Origin of the sequence: Stenotrophomonas sp. CFBP 13718, from assembly GCF_014842145.1 — a bacterium.
In the GTDB taxonomy this organism is placed as follows: Bacteria; Pseudomonadota; Gammaproteobacteria; order Xanthomonadales; family Xanthomonadaceae; genus Stenotrophomonas.
This window is the reverse complement of the sequence record NZ_JACYVC010000001.1, coordinates 490,798-513,149: the sequence shown is the minus strand read 5'-3', so window position 1 is coordinate 513,149 and position 22,352 is coordinate 490,798. Positions and strand designations below refer to the sequence as shown.

Annotated in this window: 20 protein-coding genes; 16 read left to right on the top strand and 4 right to left on the bottom strand. The window is 66.2% G+C overall.

Annotated features, from left to right (window positions below):
• Positions 1-23 precede the first annotated feature (23 nt).
• Both ftsY and htpG read right to left on the bottom strand, forming a co-directional pair.
• Positions 24-1,427: a signal recognition particle-docking protein FtsY gene (ftsY, locus tag IFT58_RS02220; RefSeq protein WP_192093791.1), complete on the bottom strand. Its 1,404-nt coding sequence runs from the start codon at positions 1,425-1,427 to the stop codon at positions 24-26.
• 421 nt (positions 1,428-1,848) lie between these two features.
• The gene (htpG, locus tag IFT58_RS02215; protein WP_192093790.1) at positions 1,849-3,756 is read right to left on the bottom strand and encodes a molecular chaperone HtpG; all 1,908 of its coding nucleotides are present in this window, start codon (positions 3,754-3,756) and stop codon (positions 1,849-1,851) included.
• 647 nt (positions 3,757-4,403) lie between these two features.
• Here htpG and rsmD point away from each other — a divergent pair.
• From rsmD to IFT58_RS02185, 6 genes are all read left to right on the top strand, one after another.
• Complete coding sequence (gene rsmD / locus IFT58_RS02210) at positions 4,404-4,982, top strand: 16S rRNA (guanine(966)-N(2))-methyltransferase RsmD (protein WP_192093789.1); 579 nt, start codon at positions 4,404-4,406, stop codon at positions 4,980-4,982.
• Between the two features lie 26 nt (positions 4,983-5,008).
• Positions 5,009-5,518, top strand: a complete 510-nt coding sequence (coaD, locus tag IFT58_RS02205; protein WP_192093788.1) for a pantetheine-phosphate adenylyltransferase — start codon at positions 5,009-5,011, stop codon at positions 5,516-5,518.
• A gap of 82 nt (positions 5,519-5,600) precedes the next feature.
• Positions 5,601-6,095: a hypothetical protein gene (locus tag IFT58_RS02200; protein ID WP_188324351.1), complete on the top strand. Its 495-nt coding sequence runs from the start codon at positions 5,601-5,603 to the stop codon at positions 6,093-6,095.
• A gap of 153 nt (positions 6,096-6,248) precedes the next feature.
• On the top strand, positions 6,249-6,530 hold the full coding sequence (locus IFT58_RS02195) for a YfhL family 4Fe-4S dicluster ferredoxin (protein ID WP_042612382.1): 282 nt from the start codon (positions 6,249-6,251) through the stop codon (positions 6,528-6,530).
• A 50-nt stretch (positions 6,531-6,580) separates the two neighbouring features.
• Positions 6,581-8,254, top strand: a complete 1,674-nt coding sequence (gene ggt / locus IFT58_RS02190; protein WP_249405581.1) for a gamma-glutamyltransferase — start codon at positions 6,581-6,583, stop codon at positions 8,252-8,254.
• Positions 8,255-8,339: 85 nt separating this feature from the next.
• On the top strand, positions 8,340-9,224 hold the full coding sequence (locus tag IFT58_RS02185; RefSeq protein ID WP_192080610.1) for an MBL fold metallo-hydrolase: 885 nt from the start codon (positions 8,340-8,342) through the stop codon (positions 9,222-9,224).
• Positions 9,225-9,309: 85 nt separating this feature from the next.
• Here the strand turns inward: IFT58_RS02185 and upp are convergent, their stop codons facing one another.
• Complete coding sequence (gene upp / locus IFT58_RS02180; protein ID WP_188324348.1) at positions 9,310-9,939, bottom strand: uracil phosphoribosyltransferase; 630 nt, start codon at positions 9,937-9,939, stop codon at positions 9,310-9,312.
• A 167-nt stretch (positions 9,940-10,106) separates the two neighbouring features.
• On the opposite strand from upp, the gene IFT58_RS02175 reads away from it, so the two are divergent.
• The 7 genes from IFT58_RS02175 (at position 10,107) to IFT58_RS02145 (ending at position 18,587) form a co-directional block, all read left to right on the top strand.
• Positions 10,107-12,665, top strand: a complete 2,559-nt coding sequence (locus IFT58_RS02175; RefSeq protein WP_192093786.1) for a TonB-dependent receptor — start codon at positions 10,107-10,109, stop codon at positions 12,663-12,665.
• Complete coding sequence (locus IFT58_RS02170) at positions 12,665-13,798, top strand: phytase (protein WP_192093785.1); 1,134 nt, start codon at positions 12,665-12,667, stop codon at positions 13,796-13,798. The genes IFT58_RS02175 and IFT58_RS02170 overlap by 1 nt, the downstream gene beginning before the upstream one ends.
• A 29-nt stretch (positions 13,799-13,827) precedes the next feature.
• A complete protein-coding gene (locus tag IFT58_RS02165; protein ID WP_342029530.1) occupies positions 13,828-15,174 on the top strand; it encodes a metallophosphoesterase family protein in 1,347 nt (448 codons plus the stop codon).
• 34 nt (positions 15,175-15,208) lie between these two features.
• Entirely contained in the window at positions 15,209-15,835 is a 627-nt protein-coding gene (locus tag IFT58_RS02160) for an inorganic diphosphatase (RefSeq protein ID WP_192093784.1), read from the top strand.
• Between the two features lie 151 nt (positions 15,836-15,986).
• Positions 15,987-16,157 carry a hypothetical protein gene (locus IFT58_RS02155; protein WP_192093783.1) on the top strand — a complete coding sequence of 57 codons (171 nt, stop codon included), beginning with the start codon at positions 15,987-15,989 and terminating at the stop codon, positions 16,155-16,157.
• 182 nt (positions 16,158-16,339) lie between these two features.
• Positions 16,340-17,746: an FAD-binding domain-containing protein gene (locus tag IFT58_RS02150; protein WP_192093782.1), complete on the top strand. Its 1,407-nt coding sequence runs from the start codon at positions 16,340-16,342 to the stop codon at positions 17,744-17,746.
• A gap of 145 nt (positions 17,747-17,891) precedes the next feature.
• Complete coding sequence (locus IFT58_RS02145; protein ID WP_188324342.1) at positions 17,892-18,587, top strand: OmpA family protein; 696 nt, start codon at positions 17,892-17,894, stop codon at positions 18,585-18,587.
• Positions 18,588-18,769: 182 nt separating this feature from the next.
• Here the strand turns inward: IFT58_RS02145 and IFT58_RS02140 are convergent, their stop codons facing one another.
• On the bottom strand, positions 18,770-19,789 hold the full coding sequence (locus tag IFT58_RS02140) for a LysR family transcriptional regulator (RefSeq protein WP_192093781.1): 1,020 nt from the start codon (positions 19,787-19,789) through the stop codon (positions 18,770-18,772).
• 146 nt (positions 19,790-19,935) lie between these two features.
• On the opposite strand from IFT58_RS02140, the gene IFT58_RS02135 reads away from it, so the two are divergent.
• The 3 genes from IFT58_RS02135 to IFT58_RS02125 all read left to right on the top strand — a co-directional run bounded on the left by IFT58_RS02135 (position 19,936) and on the right by IFT58_RS02125 (position 22,283).
• The gene (locus tag IFT58_RS02135; protein ID WP_192080622.1) at positions 19,936-20,163 is read left to right on the top strand and encodes a hypothetical protein; all 228 of its coding nucleotides are present in this window, start codon (positions 19,936-19,938) and stop codon (positions 20,161-20,163) included.
• Entirely contained in the window at positions 20,160-20,930 is a 771-nt protein-coding gene (locus IFT58_RS02130) for an SDR family NAD(P)-dependent oxidoreductase (protein WP_192080624.1), read from the top strand. Before IFT58_RS02135 ends, IFT58_RS02130 begins: the two co-directional genes overlap by 4 nt.
• A gap of 111 nt (positions 20,931-21,041) precedes the next feature.
• Entirely contained in the window at positions 21,042-22,283 is a 1,242-nt protein-coding gene (locus tag IFT58_RS02125) for an efflux RND transporter periplasmic adaptor subunit (RefSeq protein ID WP_188327304.1), read from the top strand.
• Positions 22,284-22,352: the final 69 nt, after the last annotated feature.

The window sequence follows — 22,352 nt, the reverse complement described above, 5'->3', positions numbered from 1 at the left end:
CGGCCGCGACGACGGTGGCGGCCTCAGGCACTGCCCAGCGCTTCAGGCAGCAGCGCGTCGACGAAGGCTTCCGGGTCGAACACGCGCAGGTCCTCCGGACGCTCACCAATGCCGGCGAAGCGGATCGGAATGCCGAATTCCTGCGCCAGCGCGAACACCACGCCGCCCTTGGCCGTTCCATCCAGCTTGGTCACGACCAGGCCGGTGACATTCACTGCGGCGTTGAACTGGCGCAGCTGCGACAGCGCGTTCTGGCCCGTCGTGCCGTCGATCACCATCAGCACTTCATGCGGTGCGCCGGGATCGATCTTGCCCAGTACGCGACGGATCTTGCCCAGCTCGTTCATCAGCCCGGACTGGGTGTGCAGGCGGCCGGCGGTATCGGCGATCAGCACCGAGGTACCGCGCGCCTTGCCGGCCTGCAGTGCATCGAACGCAACCGAAGCGGCATCGGCATTCTGGCCCTGCGCGATCACGGTGACGCCATTGCGGTCGCCCCACGACTGCAACTGCGCAACCGCAGCGGCGCGGAAGGTGTCGCCGGCGGCCAGCATCAGGCTGTGGCCTTCGTCCTTGAAGCGCTTGGCGAGCTTGCCGATGGTGGTGGTCTTGCCGACGCCGTTGACGCCCACGGTGAGCACGACGAAGGGCTTGGCGCTGCGGTCGATGACCAGCGGCTTGGCCACCGGCACCAGGATGTTGATGAGGTCGGCGCGCAGTGCCTTCAGCAGCGCCTGCGCATCGGCGAACTCGCGTGACTTCATGCGTCGGCGCAGGCTTTCGACCAGCGTGGTGGTCGCGGTGACGCCGACATCGGCGGTGATCAGCGCGGTCTCGATTTCATCCAGCAGGTCATCGTCGAGCTTGGGGTTGCGCGAGAACAACCCACCAAAGCTGCGGGCGAACGTGCTGTTGCGCAGTCTCTCGCGCCAACCGCTCTTACCGGCAGGTGCAGGTTCGGCATCCACGAGCACGGGCAGGTCGGCGGCCGGGGCGGCCGGTTCCATGGCAGGCGTGACCGGCGCGATCGGCGCCAGCACAGCGGCGGCGGCAAGCGCCTCGGCCACGAAATCTTCGGGCGCGCGCTCGGCGGTGGGCGGCGCTGCGGGGGGCGCAGGGGCAGGGGTAACGGGCGCCGGCGCCGCGACCACGGGCGGCGCAGGTGCAACCGGTGCGGGCACACTGACCACGGGCGGTGTCGGGACAACGGGTACCGGTGCAGCCACCACCGGTGACGGCGCGCTGGGCGCCTGCGGCGGCTCGGCCACCACTGGCGGCTCGAGCGCTACGGGCGGGGCAGGGATTTCCTCGGCCGGGCGTGCCGATGGGAAGGCAGCCGCCAGCTCTTCAGCCGTGTAGTGATGGGTCTTGGGCGCGTCGGCCTGCGGCGCATCCTGGGTCTTTTTACGACGGAAAAAACTAAGCATTGGCGGGCAGCGGCTTTGAATCAGGGGACAGGGTACCACCGGCCCCGGTAGGGCCTGCGTGGAGGAGGGGAAGCAGGTCGGTAGAGCCGACTTCAGTCGGCTGACGTGGACCGAGCAGCCCGGTAGAGCCCACTTCAGTCGGCTGACGTGGACCGAGCAGCCGGTAGAGCCGACTTCAGTCGGCTGACGTAGGCCGAACAGCCTGGTAGAGACGACTTCAGTCGGCTGACGTAGGCCGAACAGCCGACTGAAGTCGGCTCTACCAAGAGCCAGACCGAGCAGCCGACTGAAGTCGGCTCTACCAGCAGCCAGACCGTGCAGCCGACCAGGAGCCATACCGCGCAGCCGACCAGAGCCGGACCGCGCAGACGCAGCAGCGTGACGACCGATCGTCCTCACGCTGCTGCATCACGAACGGCCTTTACGCGGACAGCTCCAGCAGCAGCTTGTTCAAGCGAGCCACATAAGCGCCCGGGTCTTTCAGGCTGTCACCGGCGGCCAGCGCGGCCTGGTCGAACAGTACCCGGCCCAGGTCGTCGAAGCGCTCGCCGTCTGCTTCCGCGTCCAGCTTGGCAATCAGCGGGTGGCCCGGATTGATCTCCAGCACCGGCTTGCTCTCCGGCACCTTCTGCCCGCTGGCTTCCAGGATCTGCCGCATCTGCAGGCCCAGGTCCTGCTCGCCGATCGCCAACACGGCGGGCGAGTCGGTCAGCCGGTGCGACACCCTTACCTCGGCCACGTCATCACCCAGCGCGGTCTTCAGACGCTCGACAAGGGCCTGCTTGTCCTTGGCTGCCGATTCCTGTGCCTGCTTGTCCTCCTCGCTTTCCAGCGCGCCCAGGTCCAGGTCGCCCCGTGCGATGTCAACGAAACGCTTGCCGTCGAACTCGGTCAGGTACCCCATCAGCCACTCGTCGATGCGGTCGGTCAGCAGCAGGACTTCAATGCCCTTCTTGCGGAACACTTCCAGATGCGGGCTGTTGCGCACCTGGGTGTAGCTCTCGCCCGTCAGGTAGTAGATCTTGTCCTGTCCTTCCGCCACGCGGCCGAGATAATCGGCCAGCGACACCGTCTGCGCATCGCCATCGCCACGTGTCGAGGCGAAACGCAGCAGGCCGGCGATCTTCTCGCGGTTGTTGAAGTCTTCGGCGGGGCCTTCCTTCAGCACCTGGCCGAATTCCTTCCAGAACGTCGCGAACTGCTCCGGCTTGTCCTTGGACAGCTTCTCCAGCATGTCCAGCGAGCGCTTGGTCAGCGCGGACTTCATCGAATCGATGACCGGCCCGGACTGCAGGATTTCGCGCGACACATTGAGCGAGAGGTCGTTGGAATCCACCACGCCCTTGATGAAGCGCAGGTACAGCGGCAGGAACTGCTCGGCCTGGTCCATCACGAACACACGCTGCACGTACAGCTTCAGGCCCTTGGGGGCCTCACGGTGGTACAGGTCGAACGGTGCGCGGCCCGGCACGTACAGCAGCGAGGTGTACTCCAGCTTGCCTTCGACCTTGTTGTGGCTCCACGCGAGCGGATCGCCGTGATCGTGGGCAACGTGCTTGTAGAACTCGGTGTATTCCGCGTCGGTGATCTCGGTGCGCGGACGCGTCCACAGCGCACTGGCGCGGTTGACGGTTTCCCATTCCAGCGCCGGCGCCGCAGCGTCGCCTTCGGCGGCCGGCTGTTCCTTCGGCATCTGGATCGGCAGGCCGATATGGTCGGAGTACTTCTTCAGGATGCCGCGCAGGCGCCAGCCATCGGCGAAGTCCTGCTCGCTGTCCTTCAGGTGCAGCACGATGCGGGTACCGCGCTCGGCTTTTTCCACCTGCGCGATATCGAACTCGCCTTCGCCGCGCGAGGACCAGCGCACGCCTTCGGCGGCCGACGCACCGGCGCGACGCGAGTACACATCCACCTGATCGGCCACGATGAAGGCGCTGTAGAAGCCGACGCCGAACTGGCCGATCAGCTGCGAATCCTTCTTCTGGTCGCCGGAGAGCTGGCGCAGGAAGTCGCCGGTACCTGATTTGGCGATCGTACCCAGGTGGGCGATGGCTTCGTCGCGGCTCATGCCGATGCCGTTGTCTTCGATGGTCACCGTGTGCGCGGCGGCATCGAAGCTGACGCGCACGCGCAGCTCGTTGTCACCGTCCAGCAGGGCCGGCTGGGTCAGCGCTTCGAAGCGCAGCTTGTCGGCTGCGTCGGCGGCATTGGACACCAGCTCGCGCAGGAAGATTTCCTTGTTCGAGTACAGCGAGTGGATCATCAGCTGCAGCAGCTGTTTGACCTCGGTCTGGAAGCCAAGGGTCTCGGTCTGTGTGGTTTCAGTCATCGCATGGGGCTCCGTGTCAGTGCCGCGTCAGCGTGTGCGGCCTGCGCAAGGGGTGAGGGTGATTGTCCCGTTATCAAGGCCCTCGGCGTCGGGCGAACGGCTGAGCCCCTCGTGGTGGGTCGCTTGAAGCGGTGTCCTGGGAGTGGGCCGGGCGGGAGGGGTTGGTGGGGGACGGCAAAAACCGCATCCTGCGGGCCTCGTTTCGCGCCATCCATGGCGCTCAACGCCCCCACCAACCCCTCCCGCCCGGCCCTGACACTCCGCGCGCGCGTCCCGCCACGTAAAAAGAAAAAGAAAAAGCGGTAGCGCCGACCCATGGTCGGCGGAATGTATCCGTGGACCTCAGCGGGGAGCGGCCGACCATTCCGCTTTTCTTTTTTTCTTTCCGTGGTGGGCGCACGGGGCATGTCGCAGGGCCGGGCGGTGGGGCTGGGTGGGGGCGTTGAGTGCCATGGATGGCACGAAACGAGGCACGCAGGAGCGGCTCTTGCCGTACCCCACCCAGCCCCACCGCCCGGCCCAACCCCGGTAAACCGCTTCCAGCGACCCACCACGAAGGGCTCAGCCGTTCGCTGCTGCCGCTACAATCGAAACATGCTGAATTCCATGAAACAGACCCGTGCGCGGGTCAATCCCGGTAGCGCGCCATGAGCGGCCGCGGTGGCAACGAGGGCCAGGTCCGCATCATCGGCGGCCAGTGGCGCAACACACGGCTGCCGGTGCCCCCCCTGCCAGGCCTGCGCCCCAGCAGCGACCGGGTGCGCGAAACCCTGTTCAACTGGCTGATGCCCCGGCTGGGCGGGGCGCGGGTGCTCGATGTCTTCGCCGGCAGCGGCGCACTCGGGCTGGAGGCCGTGTCACGCGGTGCGGCGCACGCCACGCTGATCGAGCGCGATCCGCAGCTGGCGGCAAACCTGACGGCGGTAGTGGCCAAGCTCAAGGCCGAGTCGCGCGTGCAGGTGGTGCAGAGCGATGCGCTGCGGTGGCTGCAGAGCGCGCCGCCGGCACAGGCCGACATCGCCTTCGTCGATCCGCCGTTCGCAGCCGGGCTGTGGGAAAGCACGCTGGCCCAGCTGCCGCGACACCTGGCCGCCGACGCCTGGCTGTACGTGGAGTCACCCGAAGGCCAGGCCCCGCGCTTGCCGGCGGAGTGGCTGCTGCACCGCGAAGGAGGCACCCGCGAGGTGCGCTTTGCGCTGTATCGGCGTGCCACTGCTACACTTTGACCAAATCTGAACGTTTACGACCGCACATGACCGTCGCCAATCGTCGCATCGCTGTCTACCCGGGCACCTTCGACCCCGTCACCAATGGTCACATCGACCTGGTGAACCGGGCCGCTCCGCTGTTCGAAAAAGTAGTGGTCGGCGTGGCGCAGAGCCCGTCCAAGGGCCCGACGCTGCCGCTGGAGCTGCGCGTGCAGTTGGCCCGCGGCGCGCTGTCGCACCACGACAACGTGGAAGTGATCGGCTTTGATACCCTGCTGGCGCACTTCGTGCGTTCGGTGCAGGGCGGCATCCTGCTGCGCGGGCTGCGCGCGGTCTCCGATTTCGAGTACGAGTTCCAGATGGCCAGCATGAACCGCCACCTGATCCCGGAAGTCGAAACCCTGTTCCTGACACCGGCCGAGCAGCACAGCTTCATCTCCTCGTCGCTGGTGCGCGAAATCGCACGCCTGGGTGGCGACGTGTCCGGCTTCGTGCCGGCGTCGGTGCTCGATGCGCTGCGCAGGGCCCGCGAAGCCAAGGCAGCGCAGGCCTGAACCACCCGCCCGTGGCGCACCAGCGCCGCCGGCATCCTTACGTATCCACTGCAATCCACAGAATCACCACGGGAGATCACCCATGAACACCACCATGCGCGCCATGCTGCTGGCCTCGCTTGCCCTGGCCTTCACCGCCTGCAAGAAGGAAGAAGCCCCGGCTCCGGCCGCCGACGCCCAGCAGGCGCTGGTCGCTCCGGCCAAGGACGACGATGCCGGCTGGAAGAAGTACCTGCAGACCGTGGCCGTGCAGAACATGGGCACCGTGACCAACAGCCCGTTCCTGTACTACCTCGCACCGGAATCCGATCCGGAGTTCGCCGCCAAGTTCGAGCGCCAGACCGAGAGCGCCACCCAGGCCGTCGCCCGTGGCGTGCAGCCGGGCAACATGCTGGCCTTCGGTTCGTCGGCCTCGGCCAAGATGGCCGACATGATCCAGGTCGTGTTCAAGGACGTGTCGCCGGATTCCATGAAGAACGTGCGCGTGCTGTTCATCGGTGACGCCGCAGACAATGCCCGCGTGCAGGCTGTCGTCCAGCCGACCGGTGCCGAGTACGTGTTCGTCGAAGCCAAGTAATACCCGTGCGGTAGCGGCCACGCCCTGCGGCGTGGCCGTAGGTGCCCCCGACGGGGTGCCACTGACCGGCCAGCGCGCCCGCGCCGGCCGGTGCCAGTCCAGCGGTCTGCCTTGCCAGGCAGTCCGCGCTGCGCGGGCGAGGAGTCCATCGCCGTGTCGCTGAAAATCAATGAGCTCTGCGTCAACTGTGACGTCTGCGAGCCGGCCTGCCCCAACCAGGCCATTTCGATGGGTGAAACCATCTACGTGATCGACCCTGCACGCTGTACCGAGTGCGTGGGTCATTTCGACGAAGCCCAGTGCGTGGTCGTCTGTCCGGTGGAATGCATCGACCCGGACCCGGACATCGTCGAAACGCACGACCAGCTGATGGCCAAACTGCGCGGCCTGCAGCACGATCACCCTGAACTCTACGCGGAGCCCCCATCCGAATGAACCCGATCCTGCGCCCCTTGTTGCTGCTGGGCCTGCTGCTGTCTGCGCCGATGGCGTGGGCGCAATCCACTGGCCCCACCCGTGCCGCCCATCCCGATGGCGTGGCGATCGCCAGTGGCCATCAGTTGGCCACGCAGGCCGGCATGGACATCCTGGCACAGGGGGGCAATGCCTTCGATGCGGCCGTCGCGGTGTCCTCCACCCTGGCGGTGGTCGAACCGATCAGCTCCGGGCTGGGCGGTGGCGGCTTCTTCCTGCTGCACGATGCCGCCTCAGGCAAGGACCTGATGCTGGACGCACGCGAGACCGCACCGGCGGCCGCCACCGAAGCGGCGTTCCTGGACAAGGGCGGCAATCTGGATCGCGACCGTTCGGTCAACGGTGCCTGGTCGGCCGGTATCCCGGGCCTGCCTGCGGCACTGGTCGAGCTGTCCTCCAAGCATGGCAAGCTGCCGCTGAAGACCTCGCTGCAGCCAGCGATCCGCATCGCCACCGAAGGCTTCCCCGTGTACGCGCGGATGGCCAAGGGCTACCAGTCGCGCCGTGAAGTGATGGAACGTTATGCCGGCACGCGCGAGGTCTACCTGCGCAACGGCAAGCCGATTGCCGAAGGCGATATCTTCCAGCAGCCGGAACTGGCACGCACGCTGCAGCGTCTGGCGGACGGCGGGTTCGATGGGTTCTACCGCGGACAGACCGGCAAGCTGCTGCTGGCCGGGGTCAAGCAGGCCGGTGGCCGCTGGACCGCCGACGAGCTGTCCGGCTACACGGTGAAGGTGCGCGAGCCGATCGTGTTCGATTACAACGGCTGGAAGATCACCACCGCGCCGCCGCCGTCTTCCGGTGGCATTGCGTTGGCCAGCATGCTGCAGATCCTTGAGGGCTGGGACATCAAGTCGATGGATGAGGCGCACCGCGCCCACCTAGTGGTGGAGGCCATGCGCCGCGCATACCGCGATCGCACCTTCTTCCTGGGTGATCCGGATTTCGTCGACATCCCGCAGAAGGTGCTGACCAGCAAGGATTACGCGCAGGGATTGCGCGCGACCATCCATCCGGAAAAGGCCACGCCCAGCGATCTGCTGTCGGGCAATCCGACGCCGCTGGAAGATGACGAGACCACGCACTTCTCGATCATCGACCGCGACGGCAACCGCGTGGGTGCAACGCAGACGGTGAACCTGCTGTACGGCTCCGGTTTGATTCCGAAGGGCACCGGCGTACTGCTGAACAACGAAATGGATGACTTCGCGCTCAAGCCCGGTACCCCCAACGCCTTCGGCGTGATGGGTTACGCGGCGAATGCGCCGAAGGCCGGCAAGCGCATGCTGAGCTCAATGACGCCGACCTTCATGGAAAGCGACGACAAGGTGGTCGTGCTGGGCACCCCGGGTGGCAGCCGCATCATCACCATGGTGCTGCTGGGCATCCTCGGCTACGACCAAGGGCTGACCGCGCAGCAGGTTGCCGCGTTGCCGCGTTATCACCACCAGTGGTTGCCGGATGCGATCGAAGCGGAAACCGATGCGTTCGACGCCGGCACCATCAAGCAGCTGCAGGCCATGGGCCACAAGATCGACCTGCCGGGCGACAGCGCCGCTGGCGGTCGCGGATCCAGCCACGTGTGGGGCAACCTGCAGACGGTGGAATGGGATCGCCGCAGCAATACGTTGTACGGCGGCAGCGACCCGCGCAACCCGGTCGGCAGCGCGCAGGTGAAGTAAATGGTTCAGCGGTAGCGCCGAGCCACACTCGGCGTGACCGCCCCGGCTAGCGATTATTTAACGGTTGCTGACCGATACTTGCCGCATGAAACTATGGTCGATCCGCGGCAACACGCAACGCCTGGATGGCGGTGCGATGTTCGGCAACGCTCCACGTGCGGTGTGGGAAAAATGGGCGGCGCCCGACGAACTCAACCGCATCGAACTGGCGTGTCGCGCGTTGTTGGCCAGCCCGCTGCACGGCAAGACCGTGCTGTTTGAAACCGGGATCGGCGCATTCTTCGAACCGCGGCTGCGCGAGCGCTACGGTGTGCAGGAAAGCCGGCACGTGCTGATCGACTCCCTGCGCGAAGCGGGTTTCGAGCATGAAGACATCGATGTGGTGGTGTTGAGCCACCTGCACTTCGACCACGCCGGTGGGCTGCTGGCGCCGTGGGTGGAGGGCAGGTCCCCCGAACTGCTGTTTCCCAATGCCACCTTCGTGGTGGGTGCCGAGCATTGGCAGCGCGCAGTGCAGCCCCACCCGCGCGACCGCGCCAGCTTCATCCCGGAACTGCCCGCCCTGTTGCAGGAAAGCGGACGCCTGGAAATCGTGCAGGGCGAGTACTCGCAGGTACTGGGTGCCAGCGTGCGTTTCAGTTTCAGCGACGGCCACACGCCTGGCCTGATGCTGGCGGAGATCGTCGGCCAGCCAACGGCAGACGGCCAGACCCGGGGCGGCGTGGTGTTCTGTGCCGACCTGGTGCCGGGCCGATCCTGGGTGCACGTGCCGATCACCATGGGCTACGACCGCAACGCGGAACTGCTGATCGACGAGAAGAAACAATTCCTCGAAGACAAGCTGTCGCGCAACGTCCACCTGTTCTTTACCCACGACCCGCAGATCGCGCTGGCGCAACTCCAGCGCGATGACAAGGGGCGATTCGTGACCGTGCACGAGCAGCACGAACTCACCGCCCGCGCCCTGTAACACCAAAAAGGGGACGGAGGGGATTAAGTCGCATTTGGCCCACGAGTGGGCCAAATGCGACTTAATCCCCTCCGTCCCCTTTTTTTCAGACGCGGGTGCCGAAGATGCGGTCGCCGGCGTCGCCGAGGCCGGGCAGGATGTAGCCCTTTTCGTTCAGATGATGGTCGATGGCGGCGGTGTAGATCTCCACGTCCGGGTGCACGGCCTGTACGGCGGCGATGCCCTCCGGTGCGGCTACCAGGAAAATGCCCTTGATGCGGCGCGCGCCGGCCCGCTTGAGCATGTCGATGGTCGCGATCAGGGTGCCGCCGGTGGCCAGCATCGGGTCCAGGATCAGCGCGTCGCGCTCTTCCAGGCGGCCCGTCAGGCGCTCGAAATAGGGCACCGGCTGCAGGGTTTCTTCGTCACGCTGCAGGCCGACCACGCTGACGCGCGCGGCGGGAATCAGCGACAGCACGCCGCTCAGCATGCCCAGGCCCGCGCGCAGGATCGGCACCACGGTGATCTTGGCACCGGCGATGCGCTGCACCGTCACCGGTCCGGACCAGCCGTCCATGGTGTGCGATTCGGTGTCCAGGTCGGCGGTCGCCTCATAGGCGAGCAGGGTGCCCAGCTCGTTGGCCAGTTCGCGGAAATCCTTGGTGCTGAGCGCGGCGTTGCGCATCAGCCCGATCTTGTGCTGCACCAGCGGATGGCGCACTTCGACGATATTCATGGGGGGCCGGCAAAGGGAAAGGCAGAGGTCGCCATTGTCCCCCAGCGCGGCCCTGCGCGGCCAGTGCGGTGATGCCGTCATGACCGCACAGGTGTCCCGGTGTCATGCCGGTGCAACCTCGCCGACATACCTTGCCCTCCCATTCTTCACACCGAATGGGATCACCCGTGCAGACCAAGACACCGTTGGCCATCGCCATCACCCTGACCCTGGCACTGGGGGCTGCAGCGCCGCTGCGTGCCGCCGGCCAGGACGTGGCGGCCACCAGTGCCATCGCCGCCGATGCGACCGATCTGGATCGCATCGAAGTGCGCGCGCAGCTGGAATCGCAGATCCGCGCAGTGGACCTCAAGCGCAGCAGCAACGCGATCGAGGACGCGGTGTCGTCCGATGCACTGGGCCAGTACCCGGACCAGAACGTGGCCGAATCCCTGCAGCGCCTGCCGGGTGTCAGCGTCACCCGCGACCAGGGCGAAGGCCGCTTCGTGGTGGTGCGCGGCCTGGATGCGAACCTCAACAGCGTCAGCATCGACGGTATCGCGGTCGGTACGCCGGAAGATTCCAGCCGCGCCGCGCCGCTGGACGTCATTCCTTCCGACTCCACCGAGCGCCTTCGCGTCGTGAAGTCGCCGACCCCGGACATGCCCGGCGATGCCATCGGCGGCGCGATCCTGGTGGAGTCGGCCTCGGCCTTCGACCGCGATGGTCGCAGCCTGCGTGGCAAGATCGAAGCCAGCCACCAGGCGCTCTCCGGCCACACCAGCCCGAAGGCTGCCATCAACTACAGCGAAGTGTTTGCCGACACGTTCGGCGTGGCACTGGGCGTGAACTACCAGAACCGCAAGTTCGAGTCGGACAACAGTGAAGTCGAGTACGCCGGTGAGGACGATGCGGCACCCGGCGATGTCACCGCGATCAACCTGCAGCGCCGCAAGTATGAAATCGAGCGCAAGCGCATCGGCGCAAACCTCAACCTGGACTGGCGCCCCAGCGAAGACAGCACGTACTACCTGCGGACGCTGTACAGCCGCTTTGACGATGCCGAGACGCGTCAGCGCACGATCATCAACTTCGAGGACGCCGACGTCGTCGCGACCGGTGCCGATCAGTTCCGCCTGGACGACCTGCCGGCCGATGCGATCCAGAAGCGCATGCGCTACCGCACCAAGGAAGAAAATACCTTGGCCGCCAGCCTGGGCGGCGAGAACCGGCTCTCCGCTGCCGTGGTCGACTACAAGATCGGCTACACCAAGACCGAAGAGCGCGTCGACGACGAGATGGAAGCGCGCTTCGAGCTGGACGGCGACGACCTGTCCGGCACGCTGGACCAGCGCAGCCGACTGCCGCGCTACACGCTGGGCAGCGATGCATGGATGGACAATGCCAACTACGCCTACGACCGGATGATCCTGTCGCCCAAGCGGGTGGATGACAAGGAACACAGCGCGCAGCTCAACGTACGCTTCGATGCGGACAATGCCAGCTACAAGTTCGGCGTGCTGGGCCGTTGGCGCCAGCGCGATGTGGATGTCAACGAAGTCGAGCTGCGTCGCGGCCCAGCCATCGACCTCGCCAGCTGGACCACCGGTGCGCCCGATCACCGCCACGGCACGCTGGGGCAGGGCATGAGCTCGGACCTCATGCGCCGCTACTGGGCGGCCAACAGCGGCCTGTACAGCGCACGTCCGCAGGAGACCGGAGCCAATGCGTTGACCTCGCTGGAAGAGGACTACAGCGCCAGCGAAGACATCTTCTCGACCTACGCCATGGGTACCTGGGATGTCGGTGCGCTGCGCATCATCGGCGGTGTGCGTGTGGAGAACACCCAGTTCAAGGCGATCGGCAACCAGGTCGACGTAGCCGAAGACGAGCGCAGCTTCAACGTTACCCCGCGCGTGGCCGACAGCAGCTACACCAATCTGCTGCCGGGCCTGCACCTGCGCTATGACGCTGCCGATGACTGGGTGCTGCGCGCATCGGCGAACAAGACGGTTTCGCGTCCGTCGTTCGGCGACATCTCACCGCGCGTAGGCTACAGCCGCGGCGACGAAGAGGTCCGCCTGGGCAATCCGCAGCTTGACCCGTACGAATCGAAAAACATCGATCTGTCGGTGGAGAAGTACATCGGCACGACCGGGATCGTGTCGCTGGGCCTGTTCCACAAGTCCATCGACGGCTACATCGTGGAGACGGTGCGCAACAACGACCCCGCCTACGACGGCTTCGACGTGACCCTGCCGATCAACGGTGAGAAGGCCACGGTACGGGGTGCCGAATTCAACTATCAGCAGCAGCTTGCGTTCCTGCCGCCGGGCCTGGATGGCCTGCTGGTCGGCGCCAGCGGCACGTGGCTGGATACTGATTTCGATCCGGGCGTGGAAGGCCGCGAGGGCGATGACTTCACCCTGCCGCGTGCGTCCAAGCATGTGTACAGCGCCCACATCGGCTACGAAAAGTATGGCCTGAGCACGCGCTTGGCCGCGGTGTACCGCAGTGAATACCTGGACAGCATCGGCGTCGGCCGCGCGTTCGACATCTACGTCGCACCGCACACCCAGCTCGATTTCTCGCTGGATTACAAATTCACCCCCCGCGTCAGCATGTACTTCGAGGCACAGAATCTGTTGGACAAGCCGCTTGAGCTCTACCAGGGCACGCGTTCGCGCACCCTGCAGCTGGAAGAATACGGCCGCACCTATGCGGTCGGCCTGAAGGTGGCACTGTGATGGCGCCCCGTATCGCCCTGGTCGGCGCACTGGCGCTGGCACTCGCCAGCGGCTGCACGCCGTCGGCCCCCACTGCCGAGGGCGCCGCTGCTGCGACCAAGGGCGCGCCGGTCGCGACCGATGCCACGACCACGCCGCGTCAGGTGCATACCCTGGCCGAAGCCTTCCTGACCCCGATGACGCCGGACGACAACATCGACTCGCCCGCTGCGTGGAAGGCACCTGACGGCAAGACCTGGCTGATTGCCACGGCCAAGGCCACCGACAAGCTGGTGGTGTACGACGGCAGCACCGGCACCCCGTTGCGTGACGTTGGCAGCGCGGGCAGCGCGCTGGGCCAGTTCGACCGCCCCAACGGCATTTCGATCATCGACGATCTGATGTGGATCGTGGAGCGCGACAACCATCGCGTGCAGGTATTCTCGCTGCCCGACTTCACGCCGCTGGCGGTGTTCGGTGCCGATGACCTGCGCAAGCCCTATGGCCTGTGGGTCGACAAGGGCCGTGATGGCTACACCGTGTATGTCACCGATTCCTGGGATAACGGCGAGGACGCGCAGGGCAACGACATCCTGCCGCCGCTGACTGAGCTGGACAAGCGCGTGCGCCAGTACCACGTCACCCGCGATGGGGCGAAGGTACAGGCCACGCTGACGGCGAGCATCGGCGATACCAGCGAGGCCGGTGCGCTGCGCGTGGTGGAATCGATCTGGGGCGACCCGGCCAACGACCGCCTGTTGATCGCCGAAGAGGACGAAAGCTACGCCAGCGAATTCAAGGTCTACACGATGGCCGGTCGCTTCACCGGCACCACCTTCGGCCGCGATGTGTTCAAGGCGCAGGCGGAAGGGGTGATGCTGCGTACCTGCGGCAAGGACGGCTGGTGGATCACCACCGAGCAGGCCAAGGACCGCAGCGTCTTCCATCTGTTTGACCGGCACAGCTTGAAGCCGGTGGGGGCCTTCCAGGGCAACACCGTGGCCAACACCGATGGCATCTGGATGATGCAGCAGGGCACGCCACGCTTCCCGCACGGTGCGCTGTATGCCGTGCACGATGACCAGGGCGTGGTGGCGTTCGACTGGGAGCAGATCGCCAAGGCGCTGTCGCTGCCGCTGGAGTGTGCGTCGTGATCCGTCGTCTGACCTCGCTTGGCCTGGGCGTGGCCCTGGCGCTGGGTTGCAGCAGTGTGCTGGCCGATGAGCTGGCATCGCGCGTGGAGCCCAACAGCCAGGTGCCGGCCGGCAGCCGCCACTATGCGGCAACCGGTTTCCCGGATCGGATCGTGGCCTCGCCGGCGGCTAATGCCTCACAGGGCTTCGCCGTGCGATGGCGCACCGACGGCAGCGTGCAGGCGCCGCTGCTGGAGATCGCGCCGGCGGATGACACGCCGGGCTTCGGCCCGATCACCCGCATCACCGCCAGCAGCCAACCGCTGCAGACCGAGAACGGCCTGTCCCATCACCACCGTGCCGACGTCACCGGCCTGAAGCCGGGCACCCTGTACGTGTATCGCGTGCAGGGTAAAGACACCTGGAGCGCCTGGAACCAGCTGCGTACGGCAGGCACCGCCGACCAGCCGATGACCTTCCTGTACTTCGGCGACACCCAGAACAAGAACCTCAGCCATGTAACCCGCGTGGTGCGCGCAGCGCAGAAGGCGGCGCCTGACGCACACCTGAGCCTGTTTGCCGGTGATCTGGTCAGTGGGGGCTACGACGCCGACGACAGCGAGTGGGGCGAGTGGTTCGCCGCCACGGGCTGGCTGGCACAGGAAACGATGCTCGCACCGGCCATCGGCAACCACGAGTACTTCGAAGAGTTCGAAGACACCCCGCAGGAACGCCGGGTGATGGCCCGCCACTGGCCCGCGACCTTCGCCCTGCCGGACAACGGGGCCAAGGGTGCCGAGCAGAGCACGTACTGGTTTGACTATCAGGGCGTCCGGTTCGCCGTGCTGGATGGCACCTCGGCGATGGACCTTGGCACCGCGCAGGCACAGGCGCAGTGGCTGGATGGCGTACTGGCATCCAACACGCAGCCGTGGACGATCGTGGTGGTGCACCAGCCGTTCTACTCGCCCGCGCGTGGCCGCCACAATCCGGTGCTGCAGGACGCCCTGCTGCCGGTCGTGCGCCGGCACGACGTGGACCTGGTGCTGCAGGGCCACGACCACACCTATGGCCGCCGTGGTGAAGACGGCCTGGCCACCCCGCAGTTCGTCGTCAGCAACGCCAGCCCCAAGCAGTACCGCCTGTCCAAAGAGGCGATCGCCACGATGTCCCCGGTGGCCGAAGACACCCAACTGTTCCAGGTGCTGCGCATCGATCCACAGCGCCTGCACTACGAAGCCCGTACGGTGACCGGCAAGCTGTACGACGCGTTCGAGCTGGTGCGTCAGGCCGACGGCAGCACGAAGAAAGTGGAGCTGGAGGCGGACCGCACCGCACCGCGCCGCTGCCAGCGCCCGCACGCACCGACTGGCCGCAAGGACCGGTGCTGGGAATGAGCCATGACGTGATGCAGAACCGGGAGGAGCCGCAATGAGCGCACGACGTAGCAGGTTGCCGATGGTGGCACTGGCCGCTGCGCTGGCCGTGATGGCCGGTGCCAGCGTTGCCGCCGATAGTGTGTTGCACCCGTTCCTTGCCGCGCAGCCGAAGCAGGCACCGGAGGAAGTGAACCTGGTGGTCGAGATTCCGGCGGGCAGCTTCACCAAGTACGAGATCAAGGAAGACGGGCTGGTGCATGTGGACCGTTTCCAGTCGATGCCCGTCGCGTACCCGGCCAATTACGGGTCGATGCCACGCACCCTGGCCGGTGACAACGATCCGCTGGACGCGCTGGTGCTGACCCGCGAACCGCTGCACCCCGGTGTGATCGTGCGCTTCCGGCCGATCGGCTACCTGAAGATGGTGGACGACGGCGAGCAGGACGAGAAGGTGATCGGCGTGCCCACCGACAAGGTAGATCCGACCTACGCCGGCATTCGCGATCTGTCCGATCTGCCGCTGATCGAGCAGCAGCGCATCGAAGCGTTTTTCCGCGTGTACAAAGACCTGCCGGAAGGCCGCAACCCGGTGCAGTTGAGCGGCTGGGGCACTGCAGCAGAGGCGAAAACCCTGATCCGCCAGTCGATGCAGCGCTTCGATACGAACGCGGCTAGGTAACGTCGAGCCACGCCGGGCGGTTGCTGTTGCGGTGGCTGTTGCCGTGGCCGCTGCCTTGGCTGTGGCTGTGGTCTTGGCTGTGGCGATGGCGATGGCTGTGGCCATGGCCGTTGCCGTTGCTGTGACCGTCGCGTGACCGTGACCGTGACCGTTGCCGTTGCCGTTGCCGTTGCCGTTGCTGTGGCTGCTGCTGCTGCTGCTGTGGCTGTGGCTGTGGCTCTGGCTGTTGCTGTGGCTGTTGCCGTTGCTGTTGCTGTTGCTGTTGCTGTTGCTGTGGCTGTTGCTGTTGCTTTTGCTTTTGCTTTTGCTGTTGCTCTGGTAGAGCCGACTTCAGTCGGCTGCTGTTGGCAAGCCGACTGAAGTCGGCTCTACCATCCTGCTGTTGGCAAGCCGACTGAAGTCGGCTCTACCGTGCTGCTGTTGGCAAGCCGACTGAAGTCGGCTCTACAGTCAGGTCACGCGCGCTCGTTATCATGGCAGCCTTGCATTCTCCAGGTACGTCGCGTGTCATCAGCCTTGGTGTGGTTTCGCCGTGATCTCCGCCTTGCCGACAATCCGGCGCTGCAGGCTGCGCTGGAGTCCGGGCACGATATCGTGCCGGTCTACATCCATGCGCCGCACGAGGAAGGCCGCTGGGCGCCCGGTGCGGCGTCCAATGCGTGGCGGCACCGCTCACTGTCCGCGCTGGACGACGATCTGCGCGCACGCGGCTCGGGCCTTGTGCTGCGCGAAGGCGACAGCCTGGCGGTCCTGCAGGAACTGATCGCCGAGACCGGCGCGGAGGCGGTCTTCTGGAACCGCAAATACGAACCCGCCACCCAGCCGCGCGATGCCTTGATCAAGCGCACCCTGCGCGAGCAGGGGCTGCAGGCGGACAGCTGCAACGGCAGCCTGCTGTTCGAACCGTGGGACCTGCAGACCAAGCAGGGGGGACCGTACAAGGTCTTCACCCCGTTCTGGCGCAATGCACTGAGCCAGTGGCGTCTGCAGGTCGTGAGCGATGCACCGGCGTCGCTCCCCGCCCACGCGGTCAAGGGCCTGACGCTCGATGCGCTCGGCCTGCAACCCTCGCTGGGCTGGGATGCAGGCTTCTGGGAGCACTGGCAGCCCGGTGAGGCCGGTGCCCGCGAAGCACTGACCGTGTTCGTCGATGGGGCGTTGAACGGCTATCGCGAGCAGCGTGACCTGCCGGATCGCGTCGGCACGTCCATGATGTCCCCGCACCTGCACTTCGGCGAGATCGCGCCGTGGCGGATCGTCCACGCGCTGGAGGCGGAGCGTACCGCCAGCCGCAGCGCCGACATCGATGCGTACATCCGGCAACTGGGCTGGCGTGACTTCGGCCACCACCTGCTGCATCACTTCCCCCGGACCACGGACGAAAACCTCAACCCGCGCTTCGACAGCTTCCGCTGGGCGTCGCCCGCGGCGGCCGACCTGCAGGCATGGCAGCGTGGCAACACCGGCGTGCCGATCGTCGATGCCGGGCTGCGGCAGCTGTGGCACACCGGCATCATGCACAACCGCGTACGCATGATCGTCGCCAGCTACCTGTGCAAGCACATGCGCGCGCACTGGCTGGAGGGCGCGCGCTGGTTCTGGGACACCCTGGTGGATGCGGACCTGGCCAACAACACCATGGGCTGGCAGTGGGTGGCCGGCACCGGCGCCGATGCCGCGCCGTATTTCCGCGTGTTCAATCCGGTCACCCAGTCGGAGAAGTTCGATCCGCAGGCGCGTTACATCACCCGGTGGGTGCCCGAGTTGGCCGCTCTGCCGGTCAAGGCGCGTTTTGCACCTTGGCAGCACGCCGATCTGCTGGCGGCCAAGGCACCGGATTATCCGCGGCGGCCGTTGGTGGATCTTGCCGAAGGTCGTGACGCGGCGTTGGCTGCCTATCGGCGCACTTGAGCGTAGCAGGGCGCTTTTACACGTCGTTGCGAAGAAGCTGAACGGGGAAGTGATGGGAGCTTCGGCCCTCATCCCCGCATCGCATCAGGCTGTATATGCTCATCCCCGACGCACGCCGGACCACCCGGCTTCCAAGGAGAACACCATGATCCGATCCGCTCCCCGTAATGTGGCCCTCGCCCTGATGACCGCCGCTGCGCTCAGCGCCTGCGCGACCGGTGGTTCGTACGTGCAGAGTGACCCGTATGGCAACGAAACCCAGCAGCAGAACCGCACTGGCCGCAACGCGCTGATCGGTACCGCCGTCGGTGTCGCAGCTGGCCTGCTGACCGGTGGCAGCGCGACTGAACGTCGCCAGCACGCGATGATCGGTGCCGGTATCGGCGCACTGAGCGGCGCGGCCGTGGGCCAGTACCAGGATCGCCAGGAACGCGCCTTGCGCGAGCGTACCGCCAATACCGGTATCGACGTGGTCCGCCAGGGCGACAACATCAGCCTGAACCTGCCGGACGGCATCACGTTCGACTTCAACAAGTCCGCGTTGAAGCCGCAGTTCTACGGCTCGCTCAACGGTGTCGCGAGCACGCTGGCCGAATACAACCAGACCATGATCGAAGTGGTCGGCCATACCGACAGCATCGGCAGCGACGCGGTGAACAATCGTCTGTCGAAGGAACGTGCCGATGCCGTGGCCGCTTACCTGACCGGCCAGGGCGTACAGCGCGCACGCATCGAAACGCTGGGCGCCGGCAAGGCCTACCCGGTTGCCGACAACAGCACCGACGCCGGCCGTGCGCAGAACCGTCGCGTGGAAATCCGCGTGATTCCGTTGCAGCAGTAACGCATCGCGTTACTGCCGTTGCGGCCGCCAGGCCGCGACAGAAATGCCGCCCTTGCAGGCGGCATTTTTTGTAGGTGACGACTTCCGTCGTCACGCCCGTAGCAACGAACTGACGGCCAGCGGCCGTCACTACCGAACGGGCTCACGGCCAGCGGCCGTCACGATCGTCGCCAATCGTCATCTCACGCGGCAACGACCTCCAGAATCTGCTTCCCTTCAGCCATCGCTTCGGCTTCGGCTTTCTCGTTCTGCTGCTGCGCGTACTTCGCTGCGGGGCACTGCGCCATCATGTAGTTGGCGTCGAAGTTGAGCTTGTCGACCAGGAAATCCACGAAGGCGCGCACTTTCGGCGACACCAGCTTGCCGCCGGCGAAGACCGCATTGAAGTCCACTTCCGGTCCCGTCCAGCCGGCCAGCACACGGCGCACCATTCCGGTTTCCACGTACGGCTTGGCCATCACATCGCCGGTCAGCAGCAGGCCTTCGCCGCATACCATCGCGCCGTTCAACGCCGACATGTCATTGGCCACCATCAGCGGATTCACCGGGAAGTCGCGCAGCTCGCCGCCATTCTCGCCGAGCTGCCAGGTGATGCGGTTCGGATGGCTGTGGTACGCCTTGCGCATCGCCAGGATGCGGTGGAACTGCAGCTCGTCCGGGTGCAACGGTTCGCCGTGGCGTTCGATGTAGGCGGGGCTGGCGAATACCTGCGTGCGCAACGTGCCGAGCTTGCGGGCGACCAGATTGGAATCGGGCAGGGCACCGACGCGCAGCGCAAGATCCGCTTCACCGGCGATCAGGTCGAGCTTCTCGTTGCCCAGATGCATGTCGAGCCGGATCTCGGGGTACATCGCATGGAACTGGCCCATCAAGGGCGCGATCCAGGTGATGCCGAGCGAGTAGGGGACGGTGAAACGCAGCCACCCACGCGGGCCGGACTGCAACTGGCTGACGGCACTCTCCGCCTCTTCCAGTTCGCGTGCGATGCGCTGGCAGTGCTCGTGATAGATGGAACCGGCTTCGGTCAGGCCGAGGCGACGCGTGGTCCGGTGCAGCAGGCGCGCACCGAGGCGCGTTTCCAGATCCTGCACCTTGCGGCTGACGGTGGTCTTGGGCAGGCCGAGCGACTTGGCGGCGGCGATGAAGCTGCCTTGCTCGACCACTTTGACGAAGATCAGCGTTTCGTTGAGATCGTGAGACATGGTCGAATTCCTGGACGTCGGGGACGGGAATAGCGTGACAAAAAGATTGGACCGGGAGCGGGATGATTATTCCCCTAAATCAGGACTAATCAAGTAGGAGTTAGAAGCGCACCATGGCGCCATTCCCGAATCGGAGGCCATCAGCCATGAGCCTGCGCAACATTCTCAACCACTTCCGCCGCGCCGGCCAGGATGCCCTGGACCAGGCGATGACCGTGGAAACCCGTCCCAGCTCCTTGGTTAACAAGGACTTTCGCGAGTTTACCGCCCCCGCCCGTCAGCAACGCGGCGGAGCCCTGCGTATCCGGCCCCGTGGCACGGATCGCCTGGGTCGGATCGGGATTGTCCCGCAGATGGGAGGAAATATCCCGTGAACGGGATGCTGGCACCGGAGGTCCTCGTCCTCGGCGGCACCGGTGCCGTGGGCCAGGGCGTGGTCGGCGCACTGCTGGAGGCCGGCAGCCCGGTCCTGGTGGTCGGTCGCGATCCGCGCCGCCTGGCTGCGCTGCGCCAGCAGTTCGATGACGAACCCGGACTGGAAACCCTGCTCGGGTCGCTCGCCGACGACGAATCAGCCAAGGTCGTCGCCGACCGCGTGGCCGCACGGCCGCGTCCGCTGGGCGCCGTCGTTGCCGCGCTCGGTGGGCCGTATGCACGTGGCCGGGTGATCGACCGCCCGGGCGATGCGTTGATGCAGACGCTGCAGCTTGACCTGCTGCCGCACGTGCACGCCGTCCGCCATCTGTTGCCGCTGCTGCAGGACCACCCGCATCCGCGCCGCTTCGTGATGATCGGCAGCCCGGCCGGGCTGAAGCCGTGGGCCGCACATGGCGATTCGTCGGTGAGCGCCGCTGCGCTGCGGATGTATGCGCAGGTGGTCCATCAGGAAGCGCAGGCGATCGGCGTACGCGCGCAACTGCTGGAAGTCTGTGCACCGGTGTGCACGCCCAGCAATGCAGCCAACGCGTGCATCGAGTGGCCCAGTGCGCTGCTCGTCGGCCGGCGCCTGGTGTCCCTGCTGGACCAATGCCACGACAACAACGCGATCGTGCGCTGCGACACGCGCGACGGCCAGCTGCCGCGCGGCCTGTTGAAGCTGGATGCGCCACCCCGATGGCGCGAGGCGGCCGGTAGTGCTTGACCTTAACCATTGTTGAGGTTGCACCATCCCCCGGTCGTCGGCGCTGCCGACAAACGAACGACTGATCACCTGTATCACCACCCCTTACGGATACATGCCATGAACACCATGATGACCCTCCACCGCACCACCCGCCGCGCGGCCTTGGCCACCGTCTCGGCGCTCGCCCTGGCCATCCTGACCGCCTGCAGCGGCAGCCATGCCGAAGAAGCCGGCGCACCGCCTGCGCCTGAAGTCAGCGCCGCACCGGTACTGGTCAAGCAGATCAGCCAGTGGGACGAGTTCAGTGGCCGGGTGGAAGCGGTCGAGAACGTGGACCTGCGCCCGCGGGTGTCCGGCTACATCGACAAGGTGAACTATGTCGAAGGCGAGGAAGTAAAGAAGGGCGATGTGCTGTTCACCATCGATGCCCGCAGTTACCAGGCCGAATATGACCGCGCCCGCGCCGAGCTCAACCGCGCACGCACGCAGTCCACGCTGGCGCGCGGTGAATCCGAGCGGGCCAAGCGCTTGTCGGACCAGCAGGCGATCTCCACCGAAACCTGGGAGCAGCGCCGTGCCGCGTCCGACCAGGCCGGCGCGCAGGTGCAGGCCGCACAGGCCGCGCTGGATGCCGCCGCACTGAACCTGGAGTTCACCAAGGTGCGTGCGCCGATCAACGGCCGCGCCGGTCGCGCGATGGTCACGGCGGGCAACCTGGTCAGTGCCGGCGATGCGGCCAGCGTGCTGACCACGCTGGTGTCGCTGGAAAAGGTGCACGTGTATTTCGACGCCGATGAAGCCACCTTCCTGCGCTATGCGCAGATGGCCCGCAAGGGCGAGCGTCCGAGCGAGCGCGATGCGTCGCTGCCGGTGCGTATCGGGCTGAGCGGTGAGCAGGGCTTCCCGCACGAAGGCAAGGTCGACTTCCTGGACAACCAGGTCACCCGCAGCACCGGCACCATCCGCGTCCGCGCACTGCTGGACAACGCAGACCGCCAGTTCACCCCGGGCCTGTTCGCCCGTGTGCAGCTGCTGGGCAGTGGCCAGTTCCAGGCGATGCTGATCGATGACCGCGCCGTGCTGACCGACCAGGACCGCAAGTACGTCTATGTGGTGGACAAGGACGGCAAGGCGCAGCGCCGCGATATCGCGCTGGGCCGTACCGCTGATGGCCTGCGCATCGTGGAAAGCGGCCTCGCCGCCGGCGACAAGGTGATCGTCGATGGCGTGCAGAAGGTCTTCATGCCGGGCATGCCCGTGCAGGCGAAGGCGGTCGCGATGCAAGGTCCCGCCGCACCTGCTGTTGCACCGGCGAAGGCCCCGGCTCCCGCCCCGGCCCCCGTTGGTACTGAAACCGCCGCACTGAACTGATCCAACCGGCCAGCGTCACCGCGATGCCCGAACCCCTGCCGGATTGGCAGGGGCAGGGCGGCTGCATCC

What these genes read in the sequence shown, in the direction of transcription:
- ftsY (WP_192093791.1), bottom strand. Translation starts at nt 1,427, where the DNA reads ATGCTTAGTTTTTTCCGTCGTAAAAAGACCCAGGATGCGCCGCAGGCC.
- htpG (WP_192093790.1), bottom strand. Translation starts at nt 3,756, where the DNA reads ATGACTGAAACCACACAGACCGAGACCCTTGGCTTCCAGACCGAGGTC.
- rsmD (WP_192093789.1), top strand. Translation starts at nt 4,404, where the DNA reads ATGAGCGGCCGCGGTGGCAACGAGGGCCAGGTCCGCATCATCGGCGGC.
- coaD (WP_192093788.1), top strand. Translation starts at nt 5,009, where the DNA reads ATGACCGTCGCCAATCGTCGCATCGCTGTCTACCCGGGCACCTTCGAC.
- IFT58_RS02200 (WP_188324351.1), top strand. Translation starts at nt 5,601, where the DNA reads ATGAACACCACCATGCGCGCCATGCTGCTGGCCTCGCTTGCCCTGGCC.
- ggt (WP_249405581.1), top strand. Translation starts at nt 6,581, where the DNA reads ATGGCGTGGGCGCAATCCACTGGCCCCACCCGTGCCGCCCATCCCGAT.
- IFT58_RS02185 (WP_192080610.1), top strand. Translation starts at nt 8,340, where the DNA reads ATGAAACTATGGTCGATCCGCGGCAACACGCAACGCCTGGATGGCGGT.
- upp (WP_188324348.1), bottom strand. Translation starts at nt 9,939, where the DNA reads ATGAATATCGTCGAAGTGCGCCATCCGCTGGTGCAGCACAAGATCGGG.
- IFT58_RS02170 (WP_192093785.1), top strand. Translation starts at nt 12,665, where the DNA reads ATGGCGCCCCGTATCGCCCTGGTCGGCGCACTGGCGCTGGCACTCGCC.
- IFT58_RS02160 (WP_192093784.1), top strand. Translation starts at nt 15,209, where the DNA reads ATGAGCGCACGACGTAGCAGGTTGCCGATGGTGGCACTGGCCGCTGCG.
- IFT58_RS02145 (WP_188324342.1), top strand. Translation starts at nt 17,892, where the DNA reads ATGATCCGATCCGCTCCCCGTAATGTGGCCCTCGCCCTGATGACCGCC.
- IFT58_RS02140 (WP_192093781.1), bottom strand. Translation starts at nt 19,789, where the DNA reads ATGTCTCACGATCTCAACGAAACGCTGATCTTCGTCAAAGTGGTCGAG.
- IFT58_RS02135 (WP_192080622.1), top strand. Translation starts at nt 19,936, where the DNA reads ATGAGCCTGCGCAACATTCTCAACCACTTCCGCCGCGCCGGCCAGGAT.
- IFT58_RS02125 (WP_188327304.1), top strand. Translation starts at nt 21,042, where the DNA reads ATGACCCTCCACCGCACCACCCGCCGCGCGGCCTTGGCCACCGTCTCG.